The following is a 25,410-nucleotide window of genomic DNA, read 5'->3' as shown; positions in this document are numbered from 1 at the left end:
AATATCATGCGTAAGATAAAGGAAATCATCATTCATTGCAGTGCGACCAAGGAAGGTCGCAACTTCACCGTAGCGGATATTGACCGCTGGCACCGGGAGCGCGGACTGCGCTGCATAGGTTATCATTTCGTGATTTATCGTGACGGCAGCATTCATGTAGGTCGTGCGATAGAGGAGGTCGGCGCCCATTGCAAGGGCCATAATTCCATCAGTATAGGCATTTGCTACATCGGCGGCTTATCAAAGAAAGGTAAGCCGAAGGATACAAGAACCCGAGACCAGAAAGCGGCAATGCGCTCGCTCATCGAGCAGCTGAAGGAGGAATATCCATTAGCCACGATTCATGGTCATAATGAATTTGCCAACAAAGCCTGTCCCTGCTTTAATGTAAAGAAGGAGTGGGGGAAGGAGTAAACACAAAAATAGCGGATCTGTCACAGACCCGCTATTTCCTATCATTTAAAATTTTTAAACAATGTTTATTGTTAATTTTCTTGCCTTATACAATGCCCTGAGCCATCATAGCCTTAGCTACCTTCAGGAAGCCGGCTACGTTTGCACCCTTTACGTAATTTACGTAACCATCTGGCTCAGTACCATACTTCACGCAGTTAGCGTGAATATCGTTCATGATGTCGTGGAGCTTAGCATCAACCTCCTCACGAGACCACTTCAGACGCTCTGAGTTCTGGCTCATCTCAAGACCTGATACGGCAACACCACCTGCGTTGGCTGCCTTACCTGGAGAGTAGAGAATCTTAGCATCCTGGAATACCTTGATAGCCTCTGGAGTAGTAGGCATGTTGGCACCCTCGCTTACTGCGATTACGCCGTTGGCGATGAGAGCCTTGGCTGCCTCCTCGTTGATTTCGTTCTGAGTAGCTGATGGGAGAGCGATGTCTGCCTTCTCAAACCAAGGCTTAGCACCTGCAACATATTTTACACCATACTTCTCTGCATACTCCTTGATACGACCACGCTCTACGTTCTTGAGCTCCATGATGTAATCGAGCTTCTCGCGGTCGATTCCGTCTGGGTCGTAGATGTAACCGTCTGAATCTGAACATGTAACTGGCTTAGCACCCAACTGGAGCAACTTCTCCATAGTGTACTGGGCTACATTACCTGAACCTGAAACCAAAACGGTCTTGCCCTTGATGTCAATACCCTTGGTAGCGAGCATGTTGCAGAGGAAGTATACGTTACCGTAACCTGTAGCCTCAGGACGGATCAATGAACCGCCGAACTCCTGACCCTTACCGGTCAAGACGCCCTGGAACTGGTGTGTCAACTTCTTGTACATTCCGAAGAGGTAACCTACCTCACGGCCACCTACACCGATGTCACCAGCTGGAACATCCTCGTCTGGACCCATGTGACGGTAAAGCTCTGTCATGAAAGCCTGGCAGAAACGCATTACCTCGTTGTTGCTCTTGCCACGTGGAGAGAAGTCGGAACCACCCTTAGCACCACCCATTGGGAGAGTAGTAAGAGAGTTCTTGAATGTCTGCTCGAAAGCCAAGAACTTCAAAATACCCAAGTTTACTGACTTGTGGTAGCGAAGACCTCCCTTGTAAGGGCCAATCGCGTTGTTGTGCTGTACGCGGTAACCCATGTTAGTCTGTATGTTGCCCTTATCATCTACCCAAGATACGCGGAACTGGATGATGCGGTCTGGAATGCAGAGACGCTCGATGAGGTTTGCCTTCTCAAACTCTGGGTGCTTGTTGTACTCTTCCTCGATAGTACCGAGAACCTGACTAACTGCCTGAATGTACTCAGGCTCGTTTGGGAATCTTCTTTGGAGATTCGCGATTACTTCAGATGCTTTCATAATCTTTAATCTTTTATTGTGTTTAAATTCTTATTTTTTATTTCTGCTTGCAAAGGTACATGTTTTTCTTGAAAACACCAACAAAAAGAAAGAAAAAATGCAGAAAAAGTAGAAAAAAGTCATTTTTTAACATTTTTAGCCACGTTTTGTAGCGCTTTTGTGTACGCACACCTTATTATATAAGAGCCGTTTTTCGGGGTTAAGCCTTTATTTCTGTTTTGGGAATTTTGCATTCTGACGACTTCTGTTTATCTATCCTGCGCCATAGGGCATAAATGAGCAGGATGATAGCGTAGAGACCGATTACCTGAGGCAGGCTGATTCTTACGTTTTCGATGCTTGCTCCAGGCAGCATGCTGATTAGTTTTATGGCTGTATTCAGAAACTGGGTGATGCTGGTAAGGGCGCCTGATGTAAGGCTGATGAGTGGGGCGACAACCGGTGCTATGGGCGCCCATAACGTGAGTGGGGAGAACAGGATTAATGCTGCTCCAAGATATAGGATGAGGGTTGCTGCGGGAATGGCGATGTAATTGGTGAGAAGTGAATAGCACGATATTCTGCCGAAGGTGTAGACGATGACCGGAAGGGTTCCTATCTGGGCTGCCAGTGAAACGCAAAGGAGTCCCCATGCCCAACGGATGAAACGGCTGCGGATGGGGAGGAGGGAGTAAAGGGGTGAGAAGAACAGCAGAATGGAGGCTACGGCAAGGAACGAAAGCTGGAAACTCAACTCGAAAAGGTAGAGCGGACTGATGAAGAGCATCAATATATAAGCTGAGGCTAAGGTGTTGAGCGGCAGACCGGTACGATGGAAAGCTAAACTTAAGCTGTAGGCTGAAAGCATGATGGCTGAACGGACTGCACTTGCCGGCAATCCTATGAGAAAAACGTAGGTCCAGATGGAGATGAGGGACAGGATGATGGTGTAAACTGAGTACTTTCTGCCGCCTAGCAGAAAGATGAAAAGCTGGAAGATTATGCCTATATGAAGTCCGCTTACTGCCAGGATGTGACTGGCTCCGGAAATGGAGTAACTGTTTCGGGTGTTCGAGTCGAGTGCGCTCTTGTCGCCCAGCGCCATGGCTGCGATGACTGCATAGTCTTGCTGTTTTACGTGAAGGGAAACCAGTTTGCTTTCAATATTGCTTTTATAGCGTTCGGTATTGATTTTTGCCCGTGTGAGGTAAGACAGTTCCTGCCAGTTTTTCAGTTGTGTAGAGGTTTGGGAATCAGCTATTTGCTTACAGGTAAGAAAAGCCCCAAGGCTCAGAATGCATAAATGAATCATCACGCATTGGGAGAAGATGAGAAACTGGTGGCTCCTACTGAAGTAAGTTTTTTGGCTTAAGAACTCAGTAAGGAAAAAGATGATGCTGCCAAGGGCGCATGAAATGATGGAGATGATGAGCCAGAAGCGCATGTTGAAATCATCATAGCCCCATTTGGCTATGATGATTCCGATCGTCAGTGTGAGGCTGATGGTCATGAGCGGGGTGAGGGGTAGCTCTTTCATCATTCCTCTTTCCTTTTAAAAGATAATTTATTTCCTATTTCTTGAATCCGAAGATGCGCTTGATGAATGTCTTCACAGCGTTTTCTTTCTTCTGTGGATTTACGATAGGGGTGTGCTTGCGTGCAGCCGGCTTGTCGCCCTTTTTCTGGGCTACGCCTCTGCCACGGCCGTTGCTGCCCGGACGAACATTGTTCTCGGTGCCTGGGCGCTGCTGGTTGCTGTTATTGCTGTTATTGCGGTGCTTCTGGCTGTTGCTGTTCTTTGGCTGCTCGCCTGGCTGGGCTGGCTTTCTGTTCTGCTGCTTTGCGTTCTGCTGCCTGTTGCCCTGCTGTGGCTGCTGCTTTGCGTTCTGCTGCTTGTTGCCCTGCTGAGGCTGCTGCTTTGCGTTCTGCTGCCTGTTGCCCTGCTGAGGCTGCTGCTCGTTGTTGCGTGGCGCTTTTTCCTGACGCTCGTTTGGCTTGTTCGGCTTGCGCTTGTGAGAAGTCTGGTCGCGGTCTTTCTGTCGGCGGTTCTTGGCGCTGTTCTTTCCGGCCTCGCCGTTTCCGCCGTTACCGCGTCTGTTGTTTCTTCCGTTTGCGCCTTTCTTCTTCGGCTTGTTGAGCTTGATGTATTCAGGACCTTCGCCGCATCCTTCAGGGAGAGGCATCTTGTCTACCACCTTCTCCAGGAACTTCTCTATCTGCTGGAACCAGTACTGGTCTTCTTCGCTTACGAAGGTGATGGCTCTACCATCGCGGTTGGCACGGGCTGTACGGCCGATGCGGTGAACGTAATCTTCTGTATCGTGAGGAACATCGTAATTGATGACCATCTCAATATCATCGATGTCGATTCCGCGCGCCACAATGTCGGTAGCTACGAGAACATCATACTGTCCGCTCTTGAACTTGAACATCACATCATCGCGTTCAGCCTGTTCCAGGTCACTGTGCATGGCTCCGCAGTTTACTCCAATCTGCTGGAGGGAAGCTGCGAGTTGCTTCACCTTGAATTTGCTGCCGCTGAAGACGATGACACGCTTCAGGTCGCCCGCCTTGAAGATATCCTTGATGATGGTCATCTTCTGGGTTTCGTAGCATACGTATGCTTCCTGCTTGATTTTCTCGGCTGGCTTGCTGACGGCAAGTTTGATTTCTACCGGATTCTTGAGCAGGGTCTTAGCCAGTTCTTCTATCTTCTCAGGCATGGTTGCCGAGAACATGATGGTCTGGCAGGTCTTTGGCAGTTTTGCCGCGATGGTCTTGATGTCGTCAGAGAAACCCATGTCAAGCATGCGGTCGGCCTCGTCGAGGATGAAGAAGCTTACCTTGCTGAGGTCTACATTGCCCAGAGAGATATGGGAGATGAGACGGCCCGGGGTGGCGATGACTACATCGGCGCCCATGCGGAGGCTGCGCAACTCCTGATCGTAACGGTTGCCGTCGTTGCCGCCGTATACGGCTACGCTGCTCACGCCCTGCAGGTAATAGCCGAAGCCTTGCATCGCCTGGTCTATCTGCTGGGCGAGTTCGCGGGTTGGTGACATGATGACGCAGTTGATGGCGTCTTTAGGATAACCGCCGTCATCGAGTTTGCTCAATACTGGGAGCAGATAGGCTGCGGTTTTGCCGGTTCCGGTCTGGGCTACGCCCAAGACATCGTTACCTTCTAATATCTCTGGAATGCACTTTTCCTGTACTGGAGTGCATGTGTCGAAGCGCATGTCATATAATGCGTCGAGCACGTTGTCGTTTAAATCTAATTCGTCGAAATACATTCTTCTATAGTTTATAGTTTACGGTTTATAGTTTATAGGGGGGGCACGGCTGCTATAAACTATAAACTCTTAATTATTAATTGATAATTACCTCGGTGCCTTGCGGTAGCAGAAGTAGGCTACGATGGCGAAGAGGAAGTTTGGAAGCCACGCTGCCAGAACAGGCGGGAAGTTGGCCTGGATGGCGAAGGTGGCAGAAACCGTCTGCAGCATGATGTAGCCGAAACTCAGCGCAAGACCAACGCCCAATGCTGCTCCCATGCCGCCCTTGCGCTTGCGGGCTGAGAGGGAGACGCCGATGATGGTGAGGATGAACGAGGCGAAGGAAGCGGCGATGCGCTTGTGGTATTCTACCTTGTACTGCACTACGTTGCCCGAACCGCGGTTGATCTGCTTGGAGATGTAATCGCGGAGCTCAGGACTGGTGAAGGTTTCCTGCTGACCCTTGGAATAGACCAGGTCGGTAGGTTCCATCGCGATGATGGTGTCCTTCTGGGCTCCGCTCGTAATATGCTCCTTCATGCCCTGGAGCTTGCGGATTTTCCAGTTGCTCAGCTTCCAGTGATACTTGCTGTCGGAAATGGTGTCGTACTGGATGTCCATCGCTGTAAGGTGGCTTACGAGTTTCTTGTCCTGGAACTTGTCGAGGCAGAATCCGTAGCCGCGTTTCATGCTGTTGTCGTAATGCTGCATATAGGCAATCACTCCCTTGTCTACCTGCAGCTGTACATTCTCGGCACTGGTATTCTTCTTCTTGTTCTTGTACATCGTCTCGAAGTTCTGCCTGATGACGGTTCCGTGGGGAATGACGTAGGCTGAGAGCCCGAAGGAGAGGGCTGAGAGCAGCACGCAGGTAATCATGTATGGGCGAAGGAGACGCTTGAAGGATACTCCCGACGCCAGGATGGCGATGATTTCGGAATTGCTTGCCAGCTTGGTGGTGAAGAGAATGACCGCCACGAACACGAACAGCGCACTGAAGAGGTTGGCAAAATAGGGCACGAAGTTGGCGTAGTAATCGAAGATGATTGCGCGCGCCGGTGCATGGTGCTCTGTGAATTTTGACAGGTTCTCGTTGAAGTCGAAGACGATGGCGATGGAGATGATCAGGGCGATGGAGAAGAAATAGTAGCCCAGAAACTTCTTGATAATGTACCAGTCGAGCTTCTTGATGTACCTGAACGGGTTAAGAAACCGGAATATGCGCAGGAACCGGAGCTTGTGAGCCAGCCAGCGCACAGCCCTGATGAGCCACCCGAACTTGCGGGAAGCCCATCGGCCGGTGCGGTAGAGCCGGCGGTGTTTTCTTATTTTCTTAAAATCTTTCATGATGCTTGCTTACTTAAATTCTTCGGCCAAGCTGGTCGATGATGGAATTCTTCCATGCCACGAAATCGCCCTGCTCGATATGATGGCGGGCATCGGTCACGAGGCGCAGATAGAAAGAGAGGTTGTGGATGCTGGCTATCTGCATCGCCAGCAGCTCCTGGGCCTTGAAGAGGTGGTGGAGGTAGGCCTTCGTGGTTACGAGGTCGATGTCGCAGCCGTCTGGATCTACCGGACTGAAATCTTTCTCCCACTTCTTGTTGCGCATATTCATCGTGCCCTGATAGGTGAAGAGCATGGCGTTGCGGCCGTTGCGGGTCGGCATTACGCAGTCGAACATGTCTACGCCGCGCTCGATGGCTTCGAGGATGTTCTGCGGGGTTCCTACGCCCATCAGATATCTCGGCTTGTCTTTCGGCAGGATTTCGTTCACTACTTCTATCATCTCATACATCACCTCGGTAGGCTCTCCTACGGCAAGTCCGCCGATGGCATTTCCGTCGGCTCCCTTGTCGGCAATGTATTTGGCTGCTTCGCGGCGCAGGTCCGGGAAGGTGCAGCCCTGAACGATAGGGAAGAGGCTCTGCTGATAGCCGTAGAGGGGCTCGGTTTCGTTGAACCGCTTGATGCAGCGGTCTAGCCAGCGCTGGGTGAGCATGAGGCTATTCTTGGCGTACTGGTAATCGCTCTGTCCCGGTGGACATTCATCGAAGGCCATCATGATGTCGGCTCCGATGATGCGCTCGGTGTCCATCACGTTCTCCGGTGTGAAGAAGTGCTTGCTGCCGTCGATGTGGGAGCGGAACTCGCAGCCTTCTTCCTTGAGCTTGCGGATGCCGGTGAGCGAGAAGACCTGGAAGCCGCCGCTATCGGTGAGGATAGGACGGTCCCAGCCGTTGAACTTGTGCAGTCCGCCTGCTGCCCTGATGACGTCAAGACCTGGGCGCAGGTAGAGGTGATAGGTGTTTCCGAGGATAATCTGTGCCATGACCTGCTTCTTGAGTTCCTCGAAGTGGACGCCCTTCACGCTTCCTACGGTTCCTACGGGCATGAAGATTGGGGTCTTGATCTGTCCGTGGTCGGTGGTGATGATGCCTGTACGCGCATCGCTTGCTTTATCTGTTACTTGTAATTCAAATTTCATTTCTTTTCTTTTTTATCATTTTTCTCAATGCTGAAGTCTGCTGGGTTTTTCACCTTCTCATCGGTCAGCGCGAACTGCCAGACGTCAGCCACATTCTCTACATAGTGGAAGTCTACGCCCTTGAGATATTTCTCTGGTATTTCCTCTACGTTCTTCTGGTTCTCCCTGCACATCACGATGTGCTTGATTCCTGCCCGCTTGGCTGCCAGAATCTTCTCCTTGATTCCGCCTACCGGGAGCACTTTTCCGCGGAGGGTAATCTCGCCGGTCATGGCTGTGTTGGCACGCACCTTGCGCTGGGTGATGGCTGAGGCGATGCTGGTGGCGATGGTGATTCCGGCAGAAGGACCGTCTTTCGGAGTGGCTCCCTCAGGCACGTGGATGTGGATGTTCCACTGCTCGAAGATGCGGTAGTCTACCTGCAGCAGGTCGATGTGCGACTTGACGTATTCCAGCGCGATAATGGCTGATTCCTTCATCACGTCGCCCAGATTTCCGGTCAGGGTGAGCTTGCCTGCCTTGCCCTTGCTGAGCGAGGTTTCGATGTAGAGGATTTCGCCGCCCACTGAGGTCCAGGCTAGTCCGGTTACCACTCCTGCATAGTCGTTGCCCTGGTAGATGTCGCGGTTGAACGGCGGATTGCCCAGCAGGTCTTTTACTTCGGCAGGGGTGATAGTGTAGTTCTTCAGCTCCTGGTTGCAGGCAAGTTTGTAAGCCATCTTGCGCAGACTCTTGTCAATCTGCTTCTTCAGCTGTCTTACGCCGCTTTCCCGGGTGTAGTGCTCGATGATGAACTCGAGGGCATTCTTGTTGAAGCTTACCTTCGGCGAAACCTTGTCGAGTCCGGTGCTTTCCAGCTCTTCCGGTACGAGATGGCGCTTGGCAATCTCTGTCTTCTCTTCGGTGATGTAGCCGCCTACTTCTATCAACTCCATACGGTCGAGGAGCGGACGCGGAATGACGCTCAGGTCATTGGCTGTGGCGATGAAGAGCACCTTGGAGAGGTCGTAATCCATATCGAGATAATTGTCGTGGAAGGCATTGTTCTGTTCCGGGTCCAGCACTTCGAGCAGGGCTGAGGCAGGATCGCCGTTGAAATTGCTCTGCGCCACCTTGTCAATCTCGTCGAGGATGAATACCGGATTGCTGCTGCCTGCCTTCAGCATGTTCTTGATGATGCGGCCCGGCATGGCTCCCACATAGGTGCGGCGGTGACCGCGGATTTCGGCTTCATCGTGCAGACCGCCCAGCGACATGCGTACATACTTGCGCTTCATGGCTGCTGCGATGCTCTTGCCCAGACTGGTCTTTCCTACGCCCGGAGGACCATAGAGGCAGAGGATAGGACTCTTGCCGCCGCCGTTCAGTGCTCTTACGGCGAGGAATTCCAGGATGCGCTCCTTCACATTCTCCATGCCGTAGTGGTCGTGGTTCAGAATGCGCTTGGCACGGGTCAGACTGAGGTCGTCCTGGGTGTAGGAGTTCCAAGGCAAATCTACCATGGTCTGCAGGAATCCTATCTGTATCGAATAGTCAGGACTCTGCGGGTTCAGGGTGTCGAGCTTGGCAATTTCTTTCTTGAAGATTTTGGCAGTTTCCTCGCTCCAGTTCTTCTGTTTCGCCTTCTCCAGAATCTCCTTCTTCTCCGGACTGGCGTTTCCTTCTCCCAGTTCTTCCCTGATGTTCTTGATCTGCTGCTTGAGGAAGTATTCCTTCTGCTGTTCATCGAGGTCGTAGTGGGTTTTGTTCTCAATCTCAGTCTGGATGCGTAGCAGATGGCGCACCTTGTTCAGGGATCTGATGGCAATCATGATGCGCTCGCTGAGATTTTCCTCTTTCAGCATCTTGATTTTATCCTCGATTGAGAAAGGGAGGAGGGAGCACATGAAGTTGCACTGCATGTGAATGCTCGAGAGTTCGTTGATGGCCTGGATGGCATCATCATTATAGTTGGCGTTTGATTTGATATAGTCTGTCGCTTCGTAATGGAAGTTCTCGTAGAGCATTCTGAAGAGTTCATCGTTGTTCTCGTCAGGCCATTTCTCCGGAAGACTTTTTACGTCAATTACTGTGTAAGGCTCTTTTTGAACGAGATGTTTCATCTGACATCTGCCCAGACCCTGGATGATGATGCTCATCTGGTCTGTGCCAGGCATCTTGATCACCTTGATGAGTTTGGCGAAGACGCCTACAGGGTAAAGGTCTTCTTCGTAGGGCAATTCTGTGTCTTTATTCTTCTGGCAGAATACACAGAATGTGGTGTCTGGCTTCTTTTCCAGCATCCGGACGAGATTCAGACTTTCCTTTCTGCCCACAACGATAGGGGTCATGTTGGTAGGGAAAACTACAATATCTCGCATGCAGAGGGTAGGGTACAAACCTTCTTCCTGGTCTTCGATCAGGGTTTTCGGGTCGCCCTCGTAATCTGCAATCATTTGTATTCGGGTACTTGTTCTTCTATTATCCATTTTTTTGTTATGATTTCTATTTTCCGTGCAAAGGTACTCATTTTTTGTGAAATATCGTGGAAGATGATAGATTATTTAATAATAAAATTGCTTTTTCTATATATTAGTACCCGTTTTTATAGATGTAAGCAGCTGCTTTTGCAGGTGGAAGTGGCAATTTCTGCTGTTTGCGATAAAATAAATCGGCGGCGGCTTCGTTTTCTTCTGTAAAGAGACAGAAGAATTTATGGGTAATTTTCGATTTAAACAGTTTGAGATAGAGCAAGACCGTTGTGCCATGAAGGTGGGAACTGACGGCGTTTTGCTGGGTGCATGGGCGCAAGGTGGCAGGCGGATTCTGGACATTGGCTCCGGAACGGGACTGATTTCGCTCATGATGGCGCAGCGTTTTCCTGAAGCTGAGGTCGTAGGGATTGATATGGATGCTGATGCCTGCGGACAGGCGAGGGAGAATGTGATGGCAAGTCCGTTTCGCGACAGGGTGGAAATAGAATGCTGCAGACTGCAGGATTTCGGGGGAACTTCGAAAACTGCTGAGGCTTTGGAAACTGCTGAAAGTTTGAAGGCTGCCGGTGTTTTTGATGCGATAGTGAGCAATCCTCCGTTCTTTGTAGATAGTTTGAAAAATCCGGACAGTAAGAGAACGATGGCGAGACATACGGACAGTCTTCCGTTCCGCGATTTGTTTGCGGGTGTAAAACGGTTGCTTTCTGATGACGGCATTTTCTCTGCTATTGTTCCCGTAGAAGTAGTGGAGCAGTTTGTTGCAGAGTCTTGTATATTAGGTTTTTATCTTATACGGAAGTGTGGTGTAAAGACGGTGGAACGCAAGCAGCCAAAGCGCTTTATGCTGAGTTTTGCCAAGCATCGCATTTCGCCTTATGAAGAGTGTGTTGAAACGATGATGGATTCGCAGGGAAACCGCTCGGAATGGTATAGGAAAATAACGGAAGAATTCTACCTTTGAGGAATGTTGAATGTTGAGTGTTGAATGTTGAATGAACACTCCCTCTAAATTCAACACTCAACATTCAACACTCAACATTCCCTTAAAGGTTCAGCTTCTTCTGTACCAGTTTGCTGATAGCTTCTACTCTTTTGCTCTGGCGCTGGATGTCTTTATGAATATCATCGCGCACGGCATTGATGTCGTTGAAGAAATCGGCAAAGGCAGACTGAAACATGTTCGGCTTGCGGTCGTTCTTGTTCGCAAATGGGTTCACCAGCATCTTGATTCCCTTTTCTTCCAGGTGAACATCAATCTCTGCCCCCGTCATCACAGGGTCGCCATCATAATGGATTACGCCTGGCTGACTGCGGGTGATATGGAGCTTCTTGCAGCGGAACGACTTGATCTTCGAGTTCTTGTCCAACGTCTTGTTGAACATGTCGAAACTTACCTGAGGCGCCTCGATAACATCGAACGGTTCCATGATGACGACATCCATCAGACCGTCGCTCATGGATGCTTGAGGGGCAATATAGGCATTGTTGCCATACTGAGATGCGTTGGCACAGGAAATGAGGAACGCCTTATACTGCTTGGTGCCCGTCTCGTCCTCCAGCGTGTAAGTCTCAGGCTTATACTTCAATCCCTCGCGCAGGATATTTTCAGCATAAGTGATAGGACCACGCTTGCCGCTCTCGGCAAACTTCATGCTGACGAAAGCGTCAAAGCCCATGCCGCAGGTGCAGAAGAACGGGTGGTCGTTGATGACACCATAATCCAAATCTCTAATCTGGCATTGGTTGATGACCTCTATGCATTTCTTCAGGTTCATTGGGAGCAGCAGATGTCTTGCCAATCCGTTGCCCGAACCGCAAGGCAGAATGCCGAGGGCAGTATCGGAGTGAACCAGCGAGCGGGCTACCTCGTTGACGGTGCCGTCACCACCAACCGCCACAACCACATCTACATGGTTGTTCTTCGCTTCGGTAGCAATTTCCGAAGCGTGCCCAGCTCTTTCAGTCATTCTTATCTCGTACTCAAAAAGCTCTTTGTCCAAAACAGAATCTATCAGACTCGGAACTGCCGCCTTGCTGGCTGTTCCTGAAATCGGATTCATGATGAAAAGTATCTTTTTCTTCATTATATAGTCAAGAGTTTGTAAAATTTAGGCTGCAAAAGTAATAAAAATACCCAAAATAACAAGAAATATCGATTAAAAAAACTATAAAAGTAAACTTTCTTATAAAAAAAGCCGTTTATTGAGTTCTTTTTTGTATCTTTGCACCCTGAAAGTTAGAAAAGTATAAAAAAAGATAATAAAGTACACCTATTAATAATGGGACAATTACAAGAAAGATACAAGAATTATCGTGAACCTCAGAAGTATATGGCTGCCGGTGTGTATCCATATTTCCGCGAGATCACAAGTAAGCAGATGACAGAGGTAACCGACATCGATGGTCATAAGATTCTGATGTTCGGTTCTAATGCTTATCAGGGTTTGACTAACGACCAGCGTGTTATTGATGCAGCTAAGGCTGCGCTCGACAAGTATGGTTCTGGTTGTGCAGGAAGCCGTTTCCTCAATGGTACGCTCGATTTGCACGTGCAGCTCGAAAAGGAGCTTGCTGAGTTTATGGGCAAGGATGAAACTTTGTGTTTCTCTACAGGATTCTCTGTTAACCAGGGTGTCTTGGCTTGCGTAGTAGGTCGTAACGACTATATTATCTGCGATGACCGCGACCACGCAAGTATCGTAGATGGCCGCCGCCTCTCATTCGCTACCCAGCTCCACTACAAGCACAACGATATGGAAGATTTGGAGCGCGTGCTCTCTAAGCTCCCTCAGGAGGCTATCAAGCTTATCGTTGTTGACGGTGTGTTCTCTATGGAGGGTGACCTGGCTAACTTGCCTGAGATTGTAAAGCTCAAGCATAAGTACAACTGCTCTATCATGGTAGACGAGGCTCATGGTCTTGGCGTATTCGGCAAGCAGGGTCGTGGTGTATGCGACCACTTCGGTCTGACCGACGAGGTAGACCTCATCATGGGTACATTCTCCAAGAGTCTGGCTTCTATCGGCGGTTTCATCGCATCAGACAAGGATACTATCAACTTCCTCCGTCACAACTGCCGTACTTACATCTTCAGCGCCTCTAACACTCCAGCTGCCACAGCAGCAGCTCTTGAGGCTCTCCACATCATTCAGAATGAGCCAGAGCGTTTCGAGAATCTCTGGGATGTAACCAACTATGCCTTGAAGCGTTTCCGCGAGGAAGGTTTCGAGATTGGCGAGACAGAGAGTCCTATCATTCCTCTCTACGTACGCGATGCTGAGAAGACATTCGTTGTTACCAAGATGGCTTACGATGCAGGTGTGTTCATCAACCCTGTTATTCCTCCAGCTTGTGCTCCTCAGGATACATTGGTACGTTTCGCTCTCATGGCTACTCACACAAGAGAGCAGGTTGAGCAGGCTGTCCAGATCTTGAAGAAGATTTTCGTAGAAGAGGGAATCATCAAGTAAAATCAGATTTCTGATTTAAAAGTTCAGCAAGTATGGTTGCGGTTCTTTGCCGCTACTATATATATAATAAGGTATAAGGGCAATTCCGGATAGGGGTTGCCCTTGTTTTTTTGCCTGTTTCCCAGCCATTTTGCATTAAAATGCATGTTTTTTTGAAAAAAGTTAGGGAAAAATTTGGTGGAATCGAAAAAATGTAGTACCTTTGCACTCGCAATTCAGAAATGATGCTTAAAGCAATGCTTAAGAGGTATCGTAGAGATGAGTAAGCGGGGTGTAGCGCAGCCCGGTAGCGCTCCTGTTTTGGGAACAGGTGGTCGCAGGTTCGAATCCTGTCGCCCCGACTATTTTCTCTCACTCAAACCTTTAGCAAAGCACAAGCGGGGTGTAGCGCAGCCCGGTAGCGCTCCTGTTTTGGGAACAGGTGGTCGCAGGTTCGAATCCTGTCGCCCCGACACAAGAAAGCTAAGAAGAGTCAAATCTTCTTAGCTTTTTTGCTATATAAAACTCCCGCCCTGGATGGGCTGGAGGGGGATAACGCAACTGAGTAATTATTATATACGTTTTAATTTTATAGAATCATGATTATTACGATAGCGCGCCAGTGTGGATGTGGCGCTATTCGCGTGGGCAAGCTGCTCGCCGAAAAGTATGGTATTCCTTTTTATACCCGTAAAAATTTGATGGAAATGGCTGAACAGAGAGGAGTGCTCGACGAGATGGAGGCTTTCTTCGATGAGCGGCCGGTAGATGAACTGCTCTTCTCGATGTCGTCGCTTGGCGAAACGCAGAGGGCGCTGACAGAAAAACCGCTCCATACACTTGCCGATATGATAGGCGATGAAGACTGTATCATCATCGGCCGTTGCGGCAACTATATCTTCCGCGAGCGCAAAGACCTGATTTCTGTTTTCCTGAGCGGCAATCTGGAGGCTCGCATCAAGGATATTCAGGAAGAACAGGGACTTTCGTATGATGAGGCTGAGGAGTTTGTAGAGCACACCGAGGATTGCAGAGTGGCTTATCATAAGTATTATACAGACCTTACCTGGGGAAATGCCGATGATTACGACATCTGCCTGGATACTGTGCGCCTGGGCGTAGAAGAGACGGCAAGCCTCATTGAGCAGTATGTTAGCTTGATATAAATTTAAAGTAGATCAACATGAAGTTTTTAATTCAATTTTTGATAATCATAGCGTTCTCCTTTGCTGGAGAATTGCTCCATTTTTTGCTGCCATTGCCTATTCCGGCAAGCATCTATGGCATCATCCTGCTCTTCCTTGCGCTGGAAACAAAACTGATCAAGGTGAAGCATATCCGCGAAACCAGCAGTTTCCTCATTGCCATCATGCCCGTGATGTTTATTCCGGCTGCCGTAGGACTGATTGATTCTTATCAGGATATCGGTAATGCATGGTTCCAGTATATCGTAGTTACGGTGGTCAGCACCTTCGTCGTGATGGGTGCTTCGGGCTGGATTACGCAGTTGGTAATCAGAAAAGGAAAGGAGGCGAAAAAATGAACCAGTTGTTCCAGGATTCGGTTTTCTTCGGCGTTCTCATCAGTCTGGCTGCCTACGGCATAGGCATGCTGCTGAAGCTGAAGACGGGATGGTCGCTGATGAACCCGCTGCTCATCTCCATCATCCTCGTCATCATCACGCTCCTGCTGACGGGCGTAGATTACAAAACCTATTCGGCGGGCGCCAACAGTATCAGCTATCTGCTCACACCAGCCACCATCTGTCTGGCTGTGCCGCTTTATCAGCAGGTTGAGCTTCTGAAGAAGAATTATCGGGCTGTGCTGATAGGCATCGTTTCGGGCGTGCTGGCGAGTCTCTGCTCCGTGCTCATTCTCGCCCTCATCTTCCATTTCGACCATGCGTCCTACGTTACCTTCCTGCCTAAGAGCATCACTACCGCCATCGGTATCGGCGTTTCTGAGGAGTTGGGCGGTCATGTTTCGGTTTCGGTGGTTGTCATCATCGTAACGGGTGTGCTGGGCAACATCTTTGCCGAGAAGTTCCTGAAGCTTCTCTCCATCAAGGAGCCTATTGCCAAAGGTATCGCCATCGGCTGTTCTGCCCATGCGCTGGGTACGGCAAAGGCGATGGAAATGGGTACCATAGAGGGAGCCATGAGCAGTCTGAGCATCGTGGTTTGCGGTGTGATGACGGTTGTTGGCTCATCCATCTTTGCTCTGTTTATGTAGAATCTGATACAATAATATTTCCCTTTTTCCGTTTTTATAGATATGAAACGGAAAAAGGGATTTTTGTATATAATGGGTGTAGGGATGGCGATGAGCGCCCTGCTTGCCAGTTGTGCCGACGATGAGAGTTTCTCAACGTCGAGGGGAGATGTGCTCTCGTTTTCGGTAGATACGCTGAAGATGGACACCACCTTCTCGAATGTGCCTACGCCTACCCGAAGCTTCTGGGTTTACAACCGTACGGGCAAGGCTCTGCGCTGCCAGTCGGTGCGTCTGGAAAATGGTAACCAGAAGGGCTACCGGGTGAATGTTGACGGCTCTTATCTGGGCACCGAAGCGGGATTCCAGACGCAGAATGTGGAGATCAGGAAGGGTGACAGCATACGTGTGTTCGTAGAACTGACTTCGGCGATGCAGAACAGCGAAGAGCCGCAGCTGGTGAGCGACAACCTGGTGTTTGCGCTGGAAAGTGGCGTGGAGCAGAAGGTGAACCTGAGGGCGTTTTCATGGGATGCGATGAAACTCAATTCGCTCGAGGTGAAGGAAGACAAGCTTCTGGAGAGCACGCTGCCGGTTGTGGTTTATGGCGGCATCAGGGTTGATTCGGCTGCTACGCTGACCATTGCTCCGGGCACCCAACTCTATTTCCACGAGAATGCGGGCTTGCAGGTGTTCGGGTCGCTGAAGATTGAGGGCGAAAAGGACAGGGAAGTGGTGATGCGGGGCGACCGCTTGGACCACATGTTCGATTATCTGCCTTATGACCGCACACCGGGACAATGGCAGGGAATCAGACTGATGTCTTCGGCTCATGACTGCAGGATTTCGTTTGCTGATATTCATAGTGCCTACGATGCTGTGATGATAGAAGCGGGCGATGCTACGAAACAGAAACTGCTCATCGAGAACGCTACGATTCATAACAGTCAGGGCTACGGTGTGAGGGTTGATTCTGCCAAGGTGCAGATTTATAACTCGCAGATAACCAACTGCTTGAAACATCCGCTCTATGTTGAGGGTGGCGATGTTGAGGTAAACGGCTGCACCATAGCCCAGTTCTATCCGTTTGACGGGCGCCGCGAGTCGGCCATCGGTTTTGCCTCTCCGCTGCCTCGTTTCGAGGTGAAAAATTCGCTCGTAACGGGCTATCATGATGATGAGGTGGTCTGGGAGGCTCCGAAAGAGGAGGATGCCTTCAATTTCCTCTTCGACCATTGTGTGTTGCGCACGGAGAAGCTGGAGACGGACGACAGTCTGAAGTTCACCCATGTGGTTTATGAGGACATCAAGGATACGACGGTGTTTGCCGAGAAGCATTTCCGCCTTTTCGACACCGACAATCTGAAGTATGATTTCCATCTGCGCAAGAAGTCGGCAGCAATAGGTAAGGCAGATGCCGAAACCCTGCCTGCAACCGACCGTGATGGTTTGCCGAGAAAGAAAGAGCAGCCTGCCGCAGGATGCTTTGAGTATAGGGAGGAATAATGAGTATAAGGAGGAATAATGAGTATAAGGAGGAATAATGATTATAAGGCGAAATAATGACTGAACTTTCGAATTTTTTCGCCACACGCCCTGTTTTACTCTAATTGAGCAAGCTTTGAGCGTATTTTTTAACGTTAATTATATTTAACGACCCTTGGGTCTTGCCTAATGAAGTTTGCGTCATAGTATTCACCTTTTTCCACGAGGGTGAATATGATCCTTAGCAACTTGTTTGCTATGGCATTTAGTACATAATGACGCGGCTTTTTATCTATTAAAGTACGTCTCTCGTAATACAGTTTAATCTCCTTGTTGTGCAATCTGGCGCTTTCTGCGCAGATGTACAACAAGGTCTTTGACCGTCTATTACCAATCTTGGATATATGTGCTCCCTTGTCCATTTTCCCCGATGATTTTTCGTATGGCGCAGTTCCTGCATAAGCAGCATATTGGCGCGCTGTAGTTATTTTTGTGAAATTCTCTGTTTTTACCAATAGTTCTACTGCGGTAATCAGCCCAACTCCATCGACACTTTTAACAAGCTCATAGTTGTGGCGAATGCTCTCATGTCCATTTATGACTTTCAACATTTCTTTTTCCGTCTCTGCAATTTCCGTGTCCAACATCTCTTTGATGCGGTCCATGCTTCGCTTGACGGTAAGACTTCTGATAGGACGACAATCCTCGCTCTTGTCGGCTGTTATTAGCTGCTTACGCTGTTCTACAAGCATTTCCCGGTGGCGTGCCAATTGACGAAGCTCATATAGAGCCTCTTCTGGAAACGTCTTGTATTTCAGCTTATCAGGATATCTCTCTCCAAAATCTCTGAGCAGTGCACAATCCAGGACATCCGTCTTGGCACGGTCAGGGGTAGCTCTGTATCTATGGATGACATATCCACCCACAAAGGCAATCTTCACATTGCTATCCATGCAGCACTTCAAGAGAGTATCACCATAAACTCCGGTATGCTCAGCAACCAATACAGCATCGCTTGGAAGGGTTTCTAAAAACCTTCCGATACTCTTAAAATTGTTCTTTACAACCTTATGTGAAGGGTGGTTTGATACTTTTTTTGATGTCAAGTCGAAAAAACTTACGTCAAATTTCTCTTTTGCCAAATCTATTCCGTATATTTGCATATTGAATAAAGTTTTTAATAAGAAGGGTGCTCCGTTCTGAGCGGCTACAACTATACTACGAGTCCTGTCTTGTTCTACACAAGCAGGCTAATTTACTCTCAAGCTTCTGCTCAGAAAATATCCAGTTCCCCAAACAGGGCTAAGCCTTTACTATGCTAGAAAGGGCACAGGGTTAACGCTGGATATGGAGTATTCTTCTTTTTTTATTGTACTTATCTAATTTTCTGCAAAGTTAACAAAAGTTTGCAGATATAAAGATTTTTACCTCTTTATTTTTCCAAGTGCAAATATAATAGAAAGGGCAGAAGCTCCTAGCCCAGGGCATCGCCCTGGGTAATTACGGACGCAAACCTGTCGCCCTGTAAGGGCAAAAGCTTTAAAATACCGGAATTAATAAAGCTTTTGCCCTTACAGGGCGACTTACTGATTGCTATTACACCCAGGGCGTTGCCCTGGGCTAGGAGCTTCTGCCCTTTCAGGGCGTGCTGCTTCTAGAACTTTGGTTCTTTACCTTTCTTATTCCTTCATGTTCGAATCTACGAAGCAGAAGGGGAGAAGGTCTTTGATGCTGTCGAAGCAGTAGGTTCCGTTCTCGCCATAAAGCAGGATGCGTACGGGGCGCTGGTAGCGGTCTTCCATCTCCAGAATCACCTGGCGGCAGGCTCCGCATGGCGAGATAGGCGACTTGAGGAAGCCGTTCCCGTTTCTCGCAGCTATGGCGAGCGTCAGGATAGGCTGGTCGGGATAGTTGCTCTGGGCACCGAAGATGGCGCTGCGCTCGGCACAGAGTCCCGACGGGAAGGCGGCGTTCTCCTGGTTGGCTCCAATCACTATTCTGCCGTCGCCCAAGAGCAGGGCTGCTCCCACATAGAAGTGGCTGTAGTTAGCATACGCATTGCTGGTGGCAGCCTTCGCCCTGTTTACGAGCTCCTGCTCCTGCTGGCTCAACTCTGAGAGCTGAGCCACCATGTATCTGATGTTTAGGTTTTGCTCTTTCATAGATATAATGTTTTTATGATTTCTTTATTTCGTGTAGAAGTCGATGATGTCCTGCAGCGCCTTCTTGCATACTGCACAGAATTCCGGCGTTTCGTTGATGCGCATACGGCAGTCCTGCACACCGCGGTAAACGCCCTTCAAGCTGTATCCGGCACCTTCGAAGACACCCACCTTGCTCACCGCCTCCTTCTCTTTCTTTGAGAGCGGAGTAGGAATCTTGGTCTTCTTGTCTATCATGTTCTCCCATTTGCCGTGGAAATCGGCAAGGGTAGTGATGTTCTTCTCCCAAGGCTCTACATCGTGAGGATACATCGGTATCTGCTCCTGCTCGTAGGCGTATTCATCGGCAAGTCCGGCAAAGGAATGGCCAAACTCATGCACCACTACCGGCTTGAACCATTTCTGGTGGCAGGTGGTGAGATTGTATGAATTGAGGATGCCGCCACCGCCATACTTATCCGAATTTACCAGCACGATGATGTGCTCGTAAGGGGTACCTGCCAGCCAGTTGTGCAGGTCTTTGAGATGCAGGGTGGTAAGGTAGCGGTCGCTGTAGAAGGTGTCGAAATGAGAGCTGAGGGCGGTTTCGTGCCAGATGCCCTGGGCTGGGATGCTAGGTCCGCTCTGCTTGGATGGCGATTTTACGGCTACGATGTTGAAGCGGTCTCTCATGCTCTTGAAGGGTTCGTGGGCGAAGATGGCCTCTGTAGCCTCCTGCGCATCTTTCAGGAAGACAGGCATCTCTGCATCGGTATAGCCTTCAGCCACGTATGCGATGTGGATGCATCGGGTGGTGTCGGCAGCCTGCTGTAGGGTGACGTATGGTGTAGGCTTGTTGCCTTTCTGATGAATCAGAATGTCTTTCGGCGCTACCTGGTGGGTGAGTGTGGTGGTTATCTCGCGGCGGTTGTTGCGCAGGTCGAGGGTGATGTCTACGGTATCTTTCGGCATCGGAACGAGGAATACGTTCTCGAAACTCTGCGTGTTCTTCTCTGCCTCTGGATAGGAGAGCCATTCCTGGAAGAGGGTGGAGAAGGAGTTGCGGTAGATGATTTTGCCCGAGCGGTGGTCGCGTACGGTTATCTGCCCGTTGCCCTCTACCGGGAGTTCGGCCAGTCGCTGCCGTTTGCCGTACCAGCGTGGCATTACGTTGAGTTCGTCTACGGCTATCATCTGCTGCTTCTGGTTGCCGGCAAAGGTATAGTCTACCCGCAGTGTCTTGTCTGTGAAATAGTCGTCAAAGTTTTGCGCCTTTATGGTGCCGGGCGCCATCAGCATCGCCATGGTGGCGAGGGATAATATCATTCTCTTCATTGTATTTTCATTTGAAATTCACATTCACATTCACATTTCTCACCGAATCACCAAGTGACCGAATCACTAATCACTTATCTCACCCTCAGTCGTGTTCCTACGCTTACCGGGATGTTAGGGTCGAGATGGTTCATCTTGTAGAGTTTCTCCAGTCGGATGCCATACTTCTGCGAGATGGTGTACATGCTTTCGCCCGGCTGTATCACGTGAGGACGCTTCTTATACTGCTTAGGTGCCTTGGAGCGTTTCTTCTTCAGATAGATGATGTCGCCCTTGTGCAGCACGGCGTGCTTGTTGCGCTCGTTGTAGCGAGCCAGTTTGCGCCAGCTGATGCCTACCTCCTTGCCTATGCTCTTGAAGGTGTCGCCTTCGCGGGCATAGAGATAGTAATTCTTGTTGAAGATATGGATAGGGTGCAGCAATCCTTCGGCGTTTACAGGCTGGTCGGTACCGCTGTGGGTAGCCATGAAGCGGTCGTAGCGCTTGGCCTTGTCATACTGGTTGAGCTTGTAGAGCTCTATGATCTGTATCAGCTTGCTGGCATACTGCGGGTTGGTGGCATAGCCGCAGGCTTTCAGTCCGCGAGCCCATCCCTTGTAGTCGTGCTGCGAGAGTTCGAAGAGGCGTGCGTAGCGTGGCTGGCGTGCCAGAAACTTGCTGTGGTCTTCGTAGCTGTCTCTTGCGTCCTGGTATACGCGGAAGCATTCGCCCCGGGCATCATCGTCGTGGTACTGGGTAGGCCCCGTCCAGTTGTGACATTTTATGCCGAAGTGGTTGTTGCCCTGGCGTACGAGGTCGCTCCTTCCTGCCGCACTCTCAAACAGTCCCTGTGCTAGGGTGATGCTGGCTGGAATGCGGTAACGGAGCATCTGCTCGATGGCAAGATCCTTATACTGGTTGATATATGTCTGATAGGCCTGGTTCCACTTCAGCTGTGCGCCCATCGGGAGGCAGCAGAGCAGAGCGAGCCCTAAAATGTTTGCTTTTAGATGATTCATTCTGCAAAAATATAAAAAAAAACGGATAAATCGCGGTTTATTACAAAATTTTTAATATCTTTGCACAAAATATTGCATATTGAACTTTCGCATGTGGCTTAAGTACGGGCTGAAGGCCCAAAAGCTCCAGAAGCAGCACGCCCTGAAAGGGCAGAAGCTCCTAGCCCAGGGCAACGCCCTGGGTATAATAGCAATCAGCAAGGCGCCCTGTAAGGGCAAAAGCTTTGTAAATTGCCTGGTACTTGAAAGCTTTTGCCCTTACAGGGCGACAGGTTTGCGTCCGTAATAACCCAGGGCGATGCCCTGGGCTAAGAGCTTCTGCCCTTTCAGGGCGTGTGGGGGTAAAACTTGCGAAAGTTCAGTGACATACAAATGCAGGGGCAATCTGTCTCTTCTGAGAGAAACTGACTTGTTTTGTAGAAATAAAGATTTTAATAATGAGAACTCGTACAAAAGTAATTATAGCTATCGGCTCTAACAGAAATCAGGAGGAGAATGTGTTGAAGGCACATGAACATCTGAGATGGATGTTCAAGAACTGCCTCTTCGGTCCGCGCATGTGGACTGAGCCTATCGGACTGGAGAATTCAGACAAGTTTCTGAATCAGGTGATGATGGGGGAGACCATCTGCTCTAAGAAGTCTGTGCTTGCTGCGCTGCGGTGTGTGGAGCAGGGATGCGGACGCAAAATCCGTGGCCCTTATCGTAAGGTAGATGTTCCGCTGGATCTCGACCTTCTGCTCTATGGCGATGAGAAATTGCACGAGAGCGAGTGGGAGCGTGATTATATTCAGAGTTCTATCAGCTACCTCGAAGAAAAGGATGCTAAGAGATAATGATTTTGGCACGGAAAAGAAACGGGAAACCCGAATCTGGTATGTAGATTTACAATACCGGATTCGGGTTTTCTGTTGTAAGATTGAGTTCTATCACTCTTCCTTCTTTCAGCGACTTCTGCACGTTGATGATGCGCTGGTTGCTGCTGCCCCTGAAGAAGAGGTCTTCATCGCGCAATGCCTGTACGAAGGGGCCGTCTACCAATACATCGATTTGACGGAGGAGTTCCAGCTGCTCGGGATTCTTCACGAGGTTTTCGAAGAGATAGCCCGTAAAGCACCAGATGCTCTTGCTGCTCTGCTCCCTGATGGCGCGCGCCAGCTCGGCAAAGCCCTTTGCCTGAAACATAGGGTCGCCGCCCGAGAAGGTGACGTTGGCGAAGGGGTCGCTCATGATTTCCTTCATCAGCTCGTCGGTAGAGGTCATCGTGCCGTGGCTGATGTCCCACGACTGCGGATTATGGCAGCCCGGACAATGGTTGGGGCATCCCGCACAATAAATGGATGTGCGGAAGCCCGGACCGTCTACCATCGTATCATGTACGATGCTTAATACGCTGATCATTTTACTTTTCCCCTCCGATATGGGTTACTCGGTCGTGGAGCTCGGCAAGCTTGCCGCTGTTCCAACGGTCTGTAGTACCTACCAGATAACCGGTGATGCGCTGCAGCTTGTCGATGTGGTGGCTGCCGCACTTAGGACAAACCTCGAGGTGGGCGTCAGCATTCTCGTAGCCGCAGTCGAGACAGCGGTTGCGGTTGTGGTTTACTGAGCCGTAACCCATGTTGTACTTATCCATCATGTCTACCACGCTCTCGATAACAGAAGGGTTGTGGGTAGCATCGCCGTCAATCTCTACATAGAAGATGTGGCCGCCACGGGTCAGGTCGTGGTATGGAGCCTCGACCTGTGCCTTCTTCAGGGCTGTACACTTATAGTATACAGGCACGTGGTTAGAGTTGGTATAATAGTCGCGGTCTGTAACGCCAGGGATGACGCCAAACTGCTTTCTGTCCTTCTTAGTGAACTTACCGCTCAATCCCTCGGCTGGAGTAGCCAGGATAGAGTAGTTGTGATGATACTGCTCGCTGAACTCGTTGGCACGGTCGCGCATGTAGGTAACAATCTTCAGTCCCAGTTCCTGTGCCTTCTCGCTCTCGCCGTGGTGCTTGCCGATGAGGGCAACCAGGCATTCTGCCAATCCGATGAAGCCGATACCCAGGGTTCCGTGGTTGATGACGCTCTCGATGGTCTCTTCCGGCTTCAGGTTTTCTGCGCCTACCCAGAGATACTTCATGAGCAGAGGGAACTGCTTGGCCATTGCCGTCTTCTGGAACTGGAAGCGCTCGTCGAGCTGCTTGGCTGTGATGTCGAGGATATTGTCGAGCTTGGCAAAGAACATGTCGATGCGCTGCTTTTCGTCTTCGATGCCCATGCACTCGATGGCGAGCTTCACGATGTTGATGGTAGAGAAGCTCAGGTTACCGCGGGCGATGCTGGTCTTCTCGCCCCAGCGGTCTTCGAACACGCGGGTACGGCAGCCCATGGTTGCAATCTCCCACTTGTAGCGCTCCGGATCATCAGCACGCCACTTCTCGTTCTGGTTGAAGGTGGCGTCGAGGTTCAGGAAGTTAGGGAAGAAACGGCGGGCTGTTACCTTGCAAGCCAGCTTGTAGAGGTCGTAGTTTCTGTCCTCAGGCAGATAGTTTACGCCTCTCTTCTTCTTCCATATCTGGATAGGGAAGATGGCTGTTTCGCCATTGCCTACGCCCTGATAGGTGCTCTGCAGGATTTCGCGCATGATGCAGCGGCCCTCGGCGCTGGTATCGGTACCGTAGTTGATGCTTGAGAATACTACCTGGTTACCGCCGCGGCTGTGGATGGTGTTCATGTTGTGGATGAATGCCTCCATTGCCTGATGCACGCGGTTCACGGTCTTGTTGATAGCGTGCTGCTCCAGGCGTTCGCGGCCCTGCAGTCCGTCGAGCGGCTTCTCTATGTAGTCGTCGATAGGTGCATCATAGAGGTTGCTCAGGTCTTCGCCTGTCAGCTTCTCCAGGTTCTTCACCTCTTCCTGGTACGACATGCGTACGTATGGAGCCAGATAGAAGTCGAAGGCTGGGATGGCCTGACCGCCGTGCATCTCGTTCTGGCAGGTCTCGAGAGAGATACAAGCCAGCACGGCTGCGGTCTCGATGCGCTTGGCAGGACGGCTTGAACCGTGTCCGGCTGTGAATCCGTGGTTCAGAATCACGTCGAGCGGATGCTGCACGCAGGTGAGACTCTTGGTTGGGTAATAGTCCTTATCGTGAATATGTATATAGTTGTGCATGACGGCGTCGCGTACATCCTCAGAGAGGAGGTAGTCGTCGACGAATGGTTTAGTGGTTTCTGAAGCGAACTTCATCATCATGCCGGCTGGTGTGTCGGCATTCATGTTGGCGTTTTCACGGGTAATGTCGTTGTTCTTGGCATTGACGATGCTCATGAATACGTCGCGTGTCTTCGCCTTGCGGGCGATGTTACGCTGGTTGCGGTATGCGATATACTTCTGGGCAACATCTTTGCGGGCACTCTTCATGAGCTCCATCTCGATGGCGTCCTGAATGGCCTCAACGCTCATCTGGCTCTTGCCGCGATAAGAGATGTGGTCGGTTATCTGCTCGATAAGAGTGGTATCTTCACCCTTGTCGGTATGCAACATGGCCTTGCGAATGGCTGCCATGATTTTCTGTTCGTTGAATCCAACGATGCGTCCGTCACGCTTTACTACTGTCTGGATCATTTTAGTATTACTTTTACGATTGATGTTTAAATTACTTAGTATTAAGTCATTATGACTTGAAGAGGTAGATAGATACCTCCTTTTGACATTGCAAAGATATAAAATATTTCTGAAAGTAA

The 25,410-nt window shown here is 49.9% G+C and carries 21 protein-coding genes and 2 tRNA genes; 10 read left to right on the top strand and 13 right to left on the bottom strand.

Annotation, left to right across the window (positions count from 1 at the left end; genetic code table 11):
- Positions 1 to 6: 6 nt before the first annotated feature.
- A complete protein-coding gene (locus FO447_RS06685) occupies positions 7 to 414 on the top strand; it encodes an N-acetylmuramoyl-L-alanine amidase (RefSeq protein WP_200758190.1) in 408 nt (135 codons plus the stop codon).
- An 85-nt stretch (positions 415 to 499) separates the two neighbouring features.
- On the opposite strand, the gene FO447_RS06680 is transcribed toward FO447_RS06685, so the two are convergent.
- The 6 genes from FO447_RS06680 to lon form a co-directional block, all read right to left on the bottom strand.
- Positions 500 to 1,834 carry an NADP-specific glutamate dehydrogenase gene (locus FO447_RS06680; protein ID WP_200758189.1) on the bottom strand — a complete coding sequence of 445 codons (1,335 nt, stop codon included), beginning with the start codon at positions 1,832 to 1,834 and terminating at the stop codon, positions 500 to 502.
- A gap of 199 nt (positions 1,835 to 2,033) precedes the next feature.
- Positions 2,034 to 3,353 (bottom strand): ComEC/Rec2 family competence protein, encoded by a 1,320-nt coding sequence (locus FO447_RS06675; RefSeq protein WP_200758188.1) that lies wholly within the window; start codon positions 3,351 to 3,353, stop codon positions 2,034 to 2,036.
- A 31-nt stretch (positions 3,354 to 3,384) separates the two neighbouring features.
- On the bottom strand, positions 3,385 to 5,106 hold the full coding sequence (locus FO447_RS06670; protein WP_200758187.1) for a DEAD/DEAH box helicase: 1,722 nt from the start codon (positions 5,104 to 5,106) through the stop codon (positions 3,385 to 3,387).
- An 87-nt stretch (positions 5,107 to 5,193) separates the two neighbouring features.
- Positions 5,194 to 6,435, bottom strand: coding sequence for an LptF/LptG family permease (locus tag FO447_RS06665; protein ID WP_200758186.1), 1,242 nt, complete (start codon positions 6,433 to 6,435; stop codon positions 5,194 to 5,196).
- 13 nt (positions 6,436 to 6,448) lie between these two features.
- Positions 6,449 to 7,576: a tRNA guanosine(34) transglycosylase Tgt gene (gene tgt, locus FO447_RS06660; RefSeq protein WP_006849113.1), complete on the bottom strand. Its 1,128-nt coding sequence runs from the start codon at positions 7,574 to 7,576 to the stop codon at positions 6,449 to 6,451.
- The gene (lon, locus tag FO447_RS06655; RefSeq protein WP_200758184.1) at positions 7,573 to 10,044 is read right to left on the bottom strand and encodes an endopeptidase La; all 2,472 of its coding nucleotides are present in this window, start codon (positions 10,042 to 10,044) and stop codon (positions 7,573 to 7,575) included. Before lon ends, tgt begins: the two co-directional genes overlap by 4 nt.
- A 226-nt stretch (positions 10,045 to 10,270) precedes the next feature.
- Between lon and FO447_RS06650 the strand changes: the two genes are divergently transcribed.
- Positions 10,271 to 11,011, top strand: coding sequence for a tRNA1(Val) (adenine(37)-N6)-methyltransferase (locus tag FO447_RS06650; RefSeq protein ID WP_200758182.1), 741 nt, complete (start codon positions 10,271 to 10,273; stop codon positions 11,009 to 11,011).
- 82 nt (positions 11,012 to 11,093) lie between these two features.
- Here the strand turns inward: FO447_RS06650 and FO447_RS06645 are convergent, their stop codons facing one another.
- On the bottom strand, positions 11,094 to 12,134 hold the full coding sequence (locus tag FO447_RS06645) for a diacylglycerol/lipid kinase family protein (protein WP_118416507.1): 1,041 nt from the start codon (positions 12,132 to 12,134) through the stop codon (positions 11,094 to 11,096).
- 195 nt (positions 12,135 to 12,329) lie between these two features.
- Here FO447_RS06645 and spt point away from each other — a divergent pair, with 195 nt between their 5' ends.
- The 7 genes from spt to FO447_RS06610 all read left to right on the top strand — a co-directional run bounded on the left by spt (position 12,330) and on the right by FO447_RS06610 (position 17,216).
- Positions 12,330 to 13,520, top strand: a complete 1,191-nt coding sequence (spt, locus tag FO447_RS06640; RefSeq protein ID WP_022121347.1) for a serine palmitoyltransferase — start codon at positions 12,330 to 12,332, stop codon at positions 13,518 to 13,520.
- A gap of 267 nt (positions 13,521 to 13,787) precedes the next feature.
- Positions 13,788 to 13,861: transfer RNA gene (locus tag FO447_RS06635), tRNA-Pro, on the top strand.
- Between the two features lie 37 nt (positions 13,862 to 13,898).
- Positions 13,899 to 13,972 (top strand) — tRNA-Pro (locus FO447_RS06630).
- Positions 13,973 to 14,098: 126 nt separating this feature from the next.
- A complete protein-coding gene (locus FO447_RS06625) occupies positions 14,099 to 14,665 on the top strand; it encodes an AAA family ATPase (RefSeq protein WP_200758180.1) in 567 nt (188 codons plus the stop codon).
- 17 nt (positions 14,666 to 14,682) lie between these two features.
- Entirely contained in the window at positions 14,683 to 15,042 is a 360-nt protein-coding gene (locus tag FO447_RS06620) for a CidA/LrgA family protein (RefSeq protein ID WP_117728647.1), read from the top strand.
- Complete coding sequence (locus tag FO447_RS06615) at positions 15,039 to 15,731, top strand: LrgB family protein (RefSeq protein ID WP_006849545.1); 693 nt, start codon at positions 15,039 to 15,041, stop codon at positions 15,729 to 15,731. Before FO447_RS06620 ends, FO447_RS06615 begins: the two co-directional genes overlap by 4 nt.
- Before the next feature lie 42 nt (positions 15,732 to 15,773).
- Positions 15,774 to 17,216 carry a right-handed parallel beta-helix repeat-containing protein gene (locus FO447_RS06610; RefSeq protein WP_200758178.1) on the top strand — a complete coding sequence of 481 codons (1,443 nt, stop codon included), beginning with the start codon at positions 15,774 to 15,776 and terminating at the stop codon, positions 17,214 to 17,216.
- A 134-nt stretch (positions 17,217 to 17,350) separates the two neighbouring features.
- Here FO447_RS06610 and FO447_RS06605 read toward each other — a convergent pair whose 3' ends face one another.
- The 4 genes from FO447_RS06605 to FO447_RS06590 form a co-directional block, all read right to left on the bottom strand.
- A complete protein-coding gene (locus tag FO447_RS06605; RefSeq protein WP_200756378.1) occupies positions 17,351 to 18,358 on the bottom strand; it encodes an IS110 family transposase in 1,008 nt (335 codons plus the stop codon).
- Between the two features lie 516 nt (positions 18,359 to 18,874).
- Positions 18,875 to 19,357: a cytidine deaminase gene (locus FO447_RS06600; protein WP_117695216.1), complete on the bottom strand. Its 483-nt coding sequence runs from the start codon at positions 19,355 to 19,357 to the stop codon at positions 18,875 to 18,877.
- A gap of 24 nt (positions 19,358 to 19,381) precedes the next feature.
- The gene (locus FO447_RS06595; protein WP_200758176.1) at positions 19,382 to 20,671 is read right to left on the bottom strand and encodes a M64 family metallopeptidase; all 1,290 of its coding nucleotides are present in this window, start codon (positions 20,669 to 20,671) and stop codon (positions 19,382 to 19,384) included.
- Positions 20,672 to 20,745: 74 nt separating this feature from the next.
- Entirely contained in the window at positions 20,746 to 21,669 is a 924-nt protein-coding gene (locus FO447_RS06590; RefSeq protein ID WP_117695220.1) for a glucosaminidase domain-containing protein, read from the bottom strand.
- Between the two features lie 437 nt (positions 21,670 to 22,106).
- Between FO447_RS06590 and FO447_RS06585 the strand changes: the two genes are divergently transcribed.
- Positions 22,107 to 22,505, top strand: a complete 399-nt coding sequence (locus tag FO447_RS06585) for a 2-amino-4-hydroxy-6-hydroxymethyldihydropteridine diphosphokinase (RefSeq protein WP_200758174.1) — start codon at positions 22,107 to 22,109, stop codon at positions 22,503 to 22,505.
- 49 nt (positions 22,506 to 22,554) lie between these two features.
- Here the strand turns inward: FO447_RS06585 and nrdG are convergent, their stop codons facing one another.
- Together nrdG and FO447_RS06575 are read right to left on the bottom strand one after the other, a co-directional pair.
- The gene (gene nrdG, locus FO447_RS06580) at positions 22,555 to 23,070 is read right to left on the bottom strand and encodes an anaerobic ribonucleoside-triphosphate reductase activating protein (protein ID WP_022121338.1); all 516 of its coding nucleotides are present in this window, start codon (positions 23,068 to 23,070) and stop codon (positions 22,555 to 22,557) included.
- Between the two features lies 1 nt (position 23,071).
- A complete protein-coding gene (locus FO447_RS06575) occupies positions 23,072 to 25,291 on the bottom strand; it encodes an anaerobic ribonucleoside triphosphate reductase (RefSeq protein WP_118066879.1) in 2,220 nt (739 codons plus the stop codon).
- Positions 25,292 to 25,410: the final 119 nt, after the last annotated feature.

Origin of the sequence: Segatella copri, from assembly GCF_015074785.1 — a bacterium.
Classification (GTDB): Bacteria; Bacteroidota; Bacteroidia; order Bacteroidales; family Bacteroidaceae; genus Prevotella.
This window is presented reverse-complemented; position numbering and strand designations above follow the sequence as displayed.

What these genes read in the sequence shown, in the direction of transcription:
- lon (WP_200758184.1), bottom strand. Translation starts at nt 10,044, where the DNA reads ATGGATAATAGAAGAACAAGTACCCGAATACAAATGATTGCAGATTAC.
- FO447_RS06605 (WP_200756378.1), bottom strand. Translation starts at nt 18,358, where the DNA reads ATGCAAATATACGGAATAGATTTGGCAAAAGAGAAATTTGACGTAAGT.
- FO447_RS06600 (WP_117695216.1), bottom strand. Translation starts at nt 19,357, where the DNA reads ATGAAAGAGCAAAACCTAAACATCAGATACATGGTGGCTCAGCTCTCA.
- FO447_RS06675 (WP_200758188.1), bottom strand. Translation starts at nt 3,353, where the DNA reads ATGATGAAAGAGCTACCCCTCACCCCGCTCATGACCATCAGCCTCACA.
- FO447_RS06685 (WP_200758190.1), top strand. Translation starts at nt 7, where the DNA reads ATGCGTAAGATAAAGGAAATCATCATTCATTGCAGTGCGACCAAGGAA.
- FO447_RS06625 (WP_200758180.1), top strand. Translation starts at nt 14,099, where the DNA reads ATGATTATTACGATAGCGCGCCAGTGTGGATGTGGCGCTATTCGCGTG.
- FO447_RS06575 (WP_118066879.1), bottom strand. Translation starts at nt 25,291, where the DNA reads ATGATCCAGACAGTAGTAAAGCGTGACGGACGCATCGTTGGATTCAAC.
- FO447_RS06595 (WP_200758176.1), bottom strand. Translation starts at nt 20,671, where the DNA reads ATGAAGAGAATGATATTATCCCTCGCCACCATGGCGATGCTGATGGCG.
- FO447_RS06610 (WP_200758178.1), top strand. Translation starts at nt 15,774, where the DNA reads ATGAAACGGAAAAAGGGATTTTTGTATATAATGGGTGTAGGGATGGCG.
- nrdG (WP_022121338.1), bottom strand. Translation starts at nt 23,070, where the DNA reads ATGATCAGCGTATTAAGCATCGTACATGATACGATGGTAGACGGTCCG.
- FO447_RS06615 (WP_006849545.1), top strand. Translation starts at nt 15,039, where the DNA reads ATGAACCAGTTGTTCCAGGATTCGGTTTTCTTCGGCGTTCTCATCAGT.
- FO447_RS06645 (WP_118416507.1), bottom strand. Translation starts at nt 12,134, where the DNA reads ATGAAGAAAAAGATACTTTTCATCATGAATCCGATTTCAGGAACAGCC.
- FO447_RS06590 (WP_117695220.1), bottom strand. Translation starts at nt 21,669, where the DNA reads ATGAATCATCTAAAAGCAAACATTTTAGGGCTCGCTCTGCTCTGCTGC.
- FO447_RS06585 (WP_200758174.1), top strand. Translation starts at nt 22,107, where the DNA reads ATGAGAACTCGTACAAAAGTAATTATAGCTATCGGCTCTAACAGAAAT.
- spt (WP_022121347.1), top strand. Translation starts at nt 12,330, where the DNA reads ATGGGACAATTACAAGAAAGATACAAGAATTATCGTGAACCTCAGAAG.
- FO447_RS06650 (WP_200758182.1), top strand. Translation starts at nt 10,271, where the DNA reads ATGGGTAATTTTCGATTTAAACAGTTTGAGATAGAGCAAGACCGTTGT.
- FO447_RS06670 (WP_200758187.1), bottom strand. Translation starts at nt 5,106, where the DNA reads ATGTATTTCGACGAATTAGATTTAAACGACAACGTGCTCGACGCATTA.
- FO447_RS06620 (WP_117728647.1), top strand. Translation starts at nt 14,683, where the DNA reads ATGAAGTTTTTAATTCAATTTTTGATAATCATAGCGTTCTCCTTTGCT.
- FO447_RS06665 (WP_200758186.1), bottom strand. Translation starts at nt 6,435, where the DNA reads ATGAAAGATTTTAAGAAAATAAGAAAACACCGCCGGCTCTACCGCACC.
- tgt (WP_006849113.1), bottom strand. Translation starts at nt 7,576, where the DNA reads ATGAAATTTGAATTACAAGTAACAGATAAAGCAAGCGATGCGCGTACA.
- FO447_RS06680 (WP_200758189.1), bottom strand. Translation starts at nt 1,834, where the DNA reads ATGAAAGCATCTGAAGTAATCGCGAATCTCCAAAGAAGATTCCCAAAC.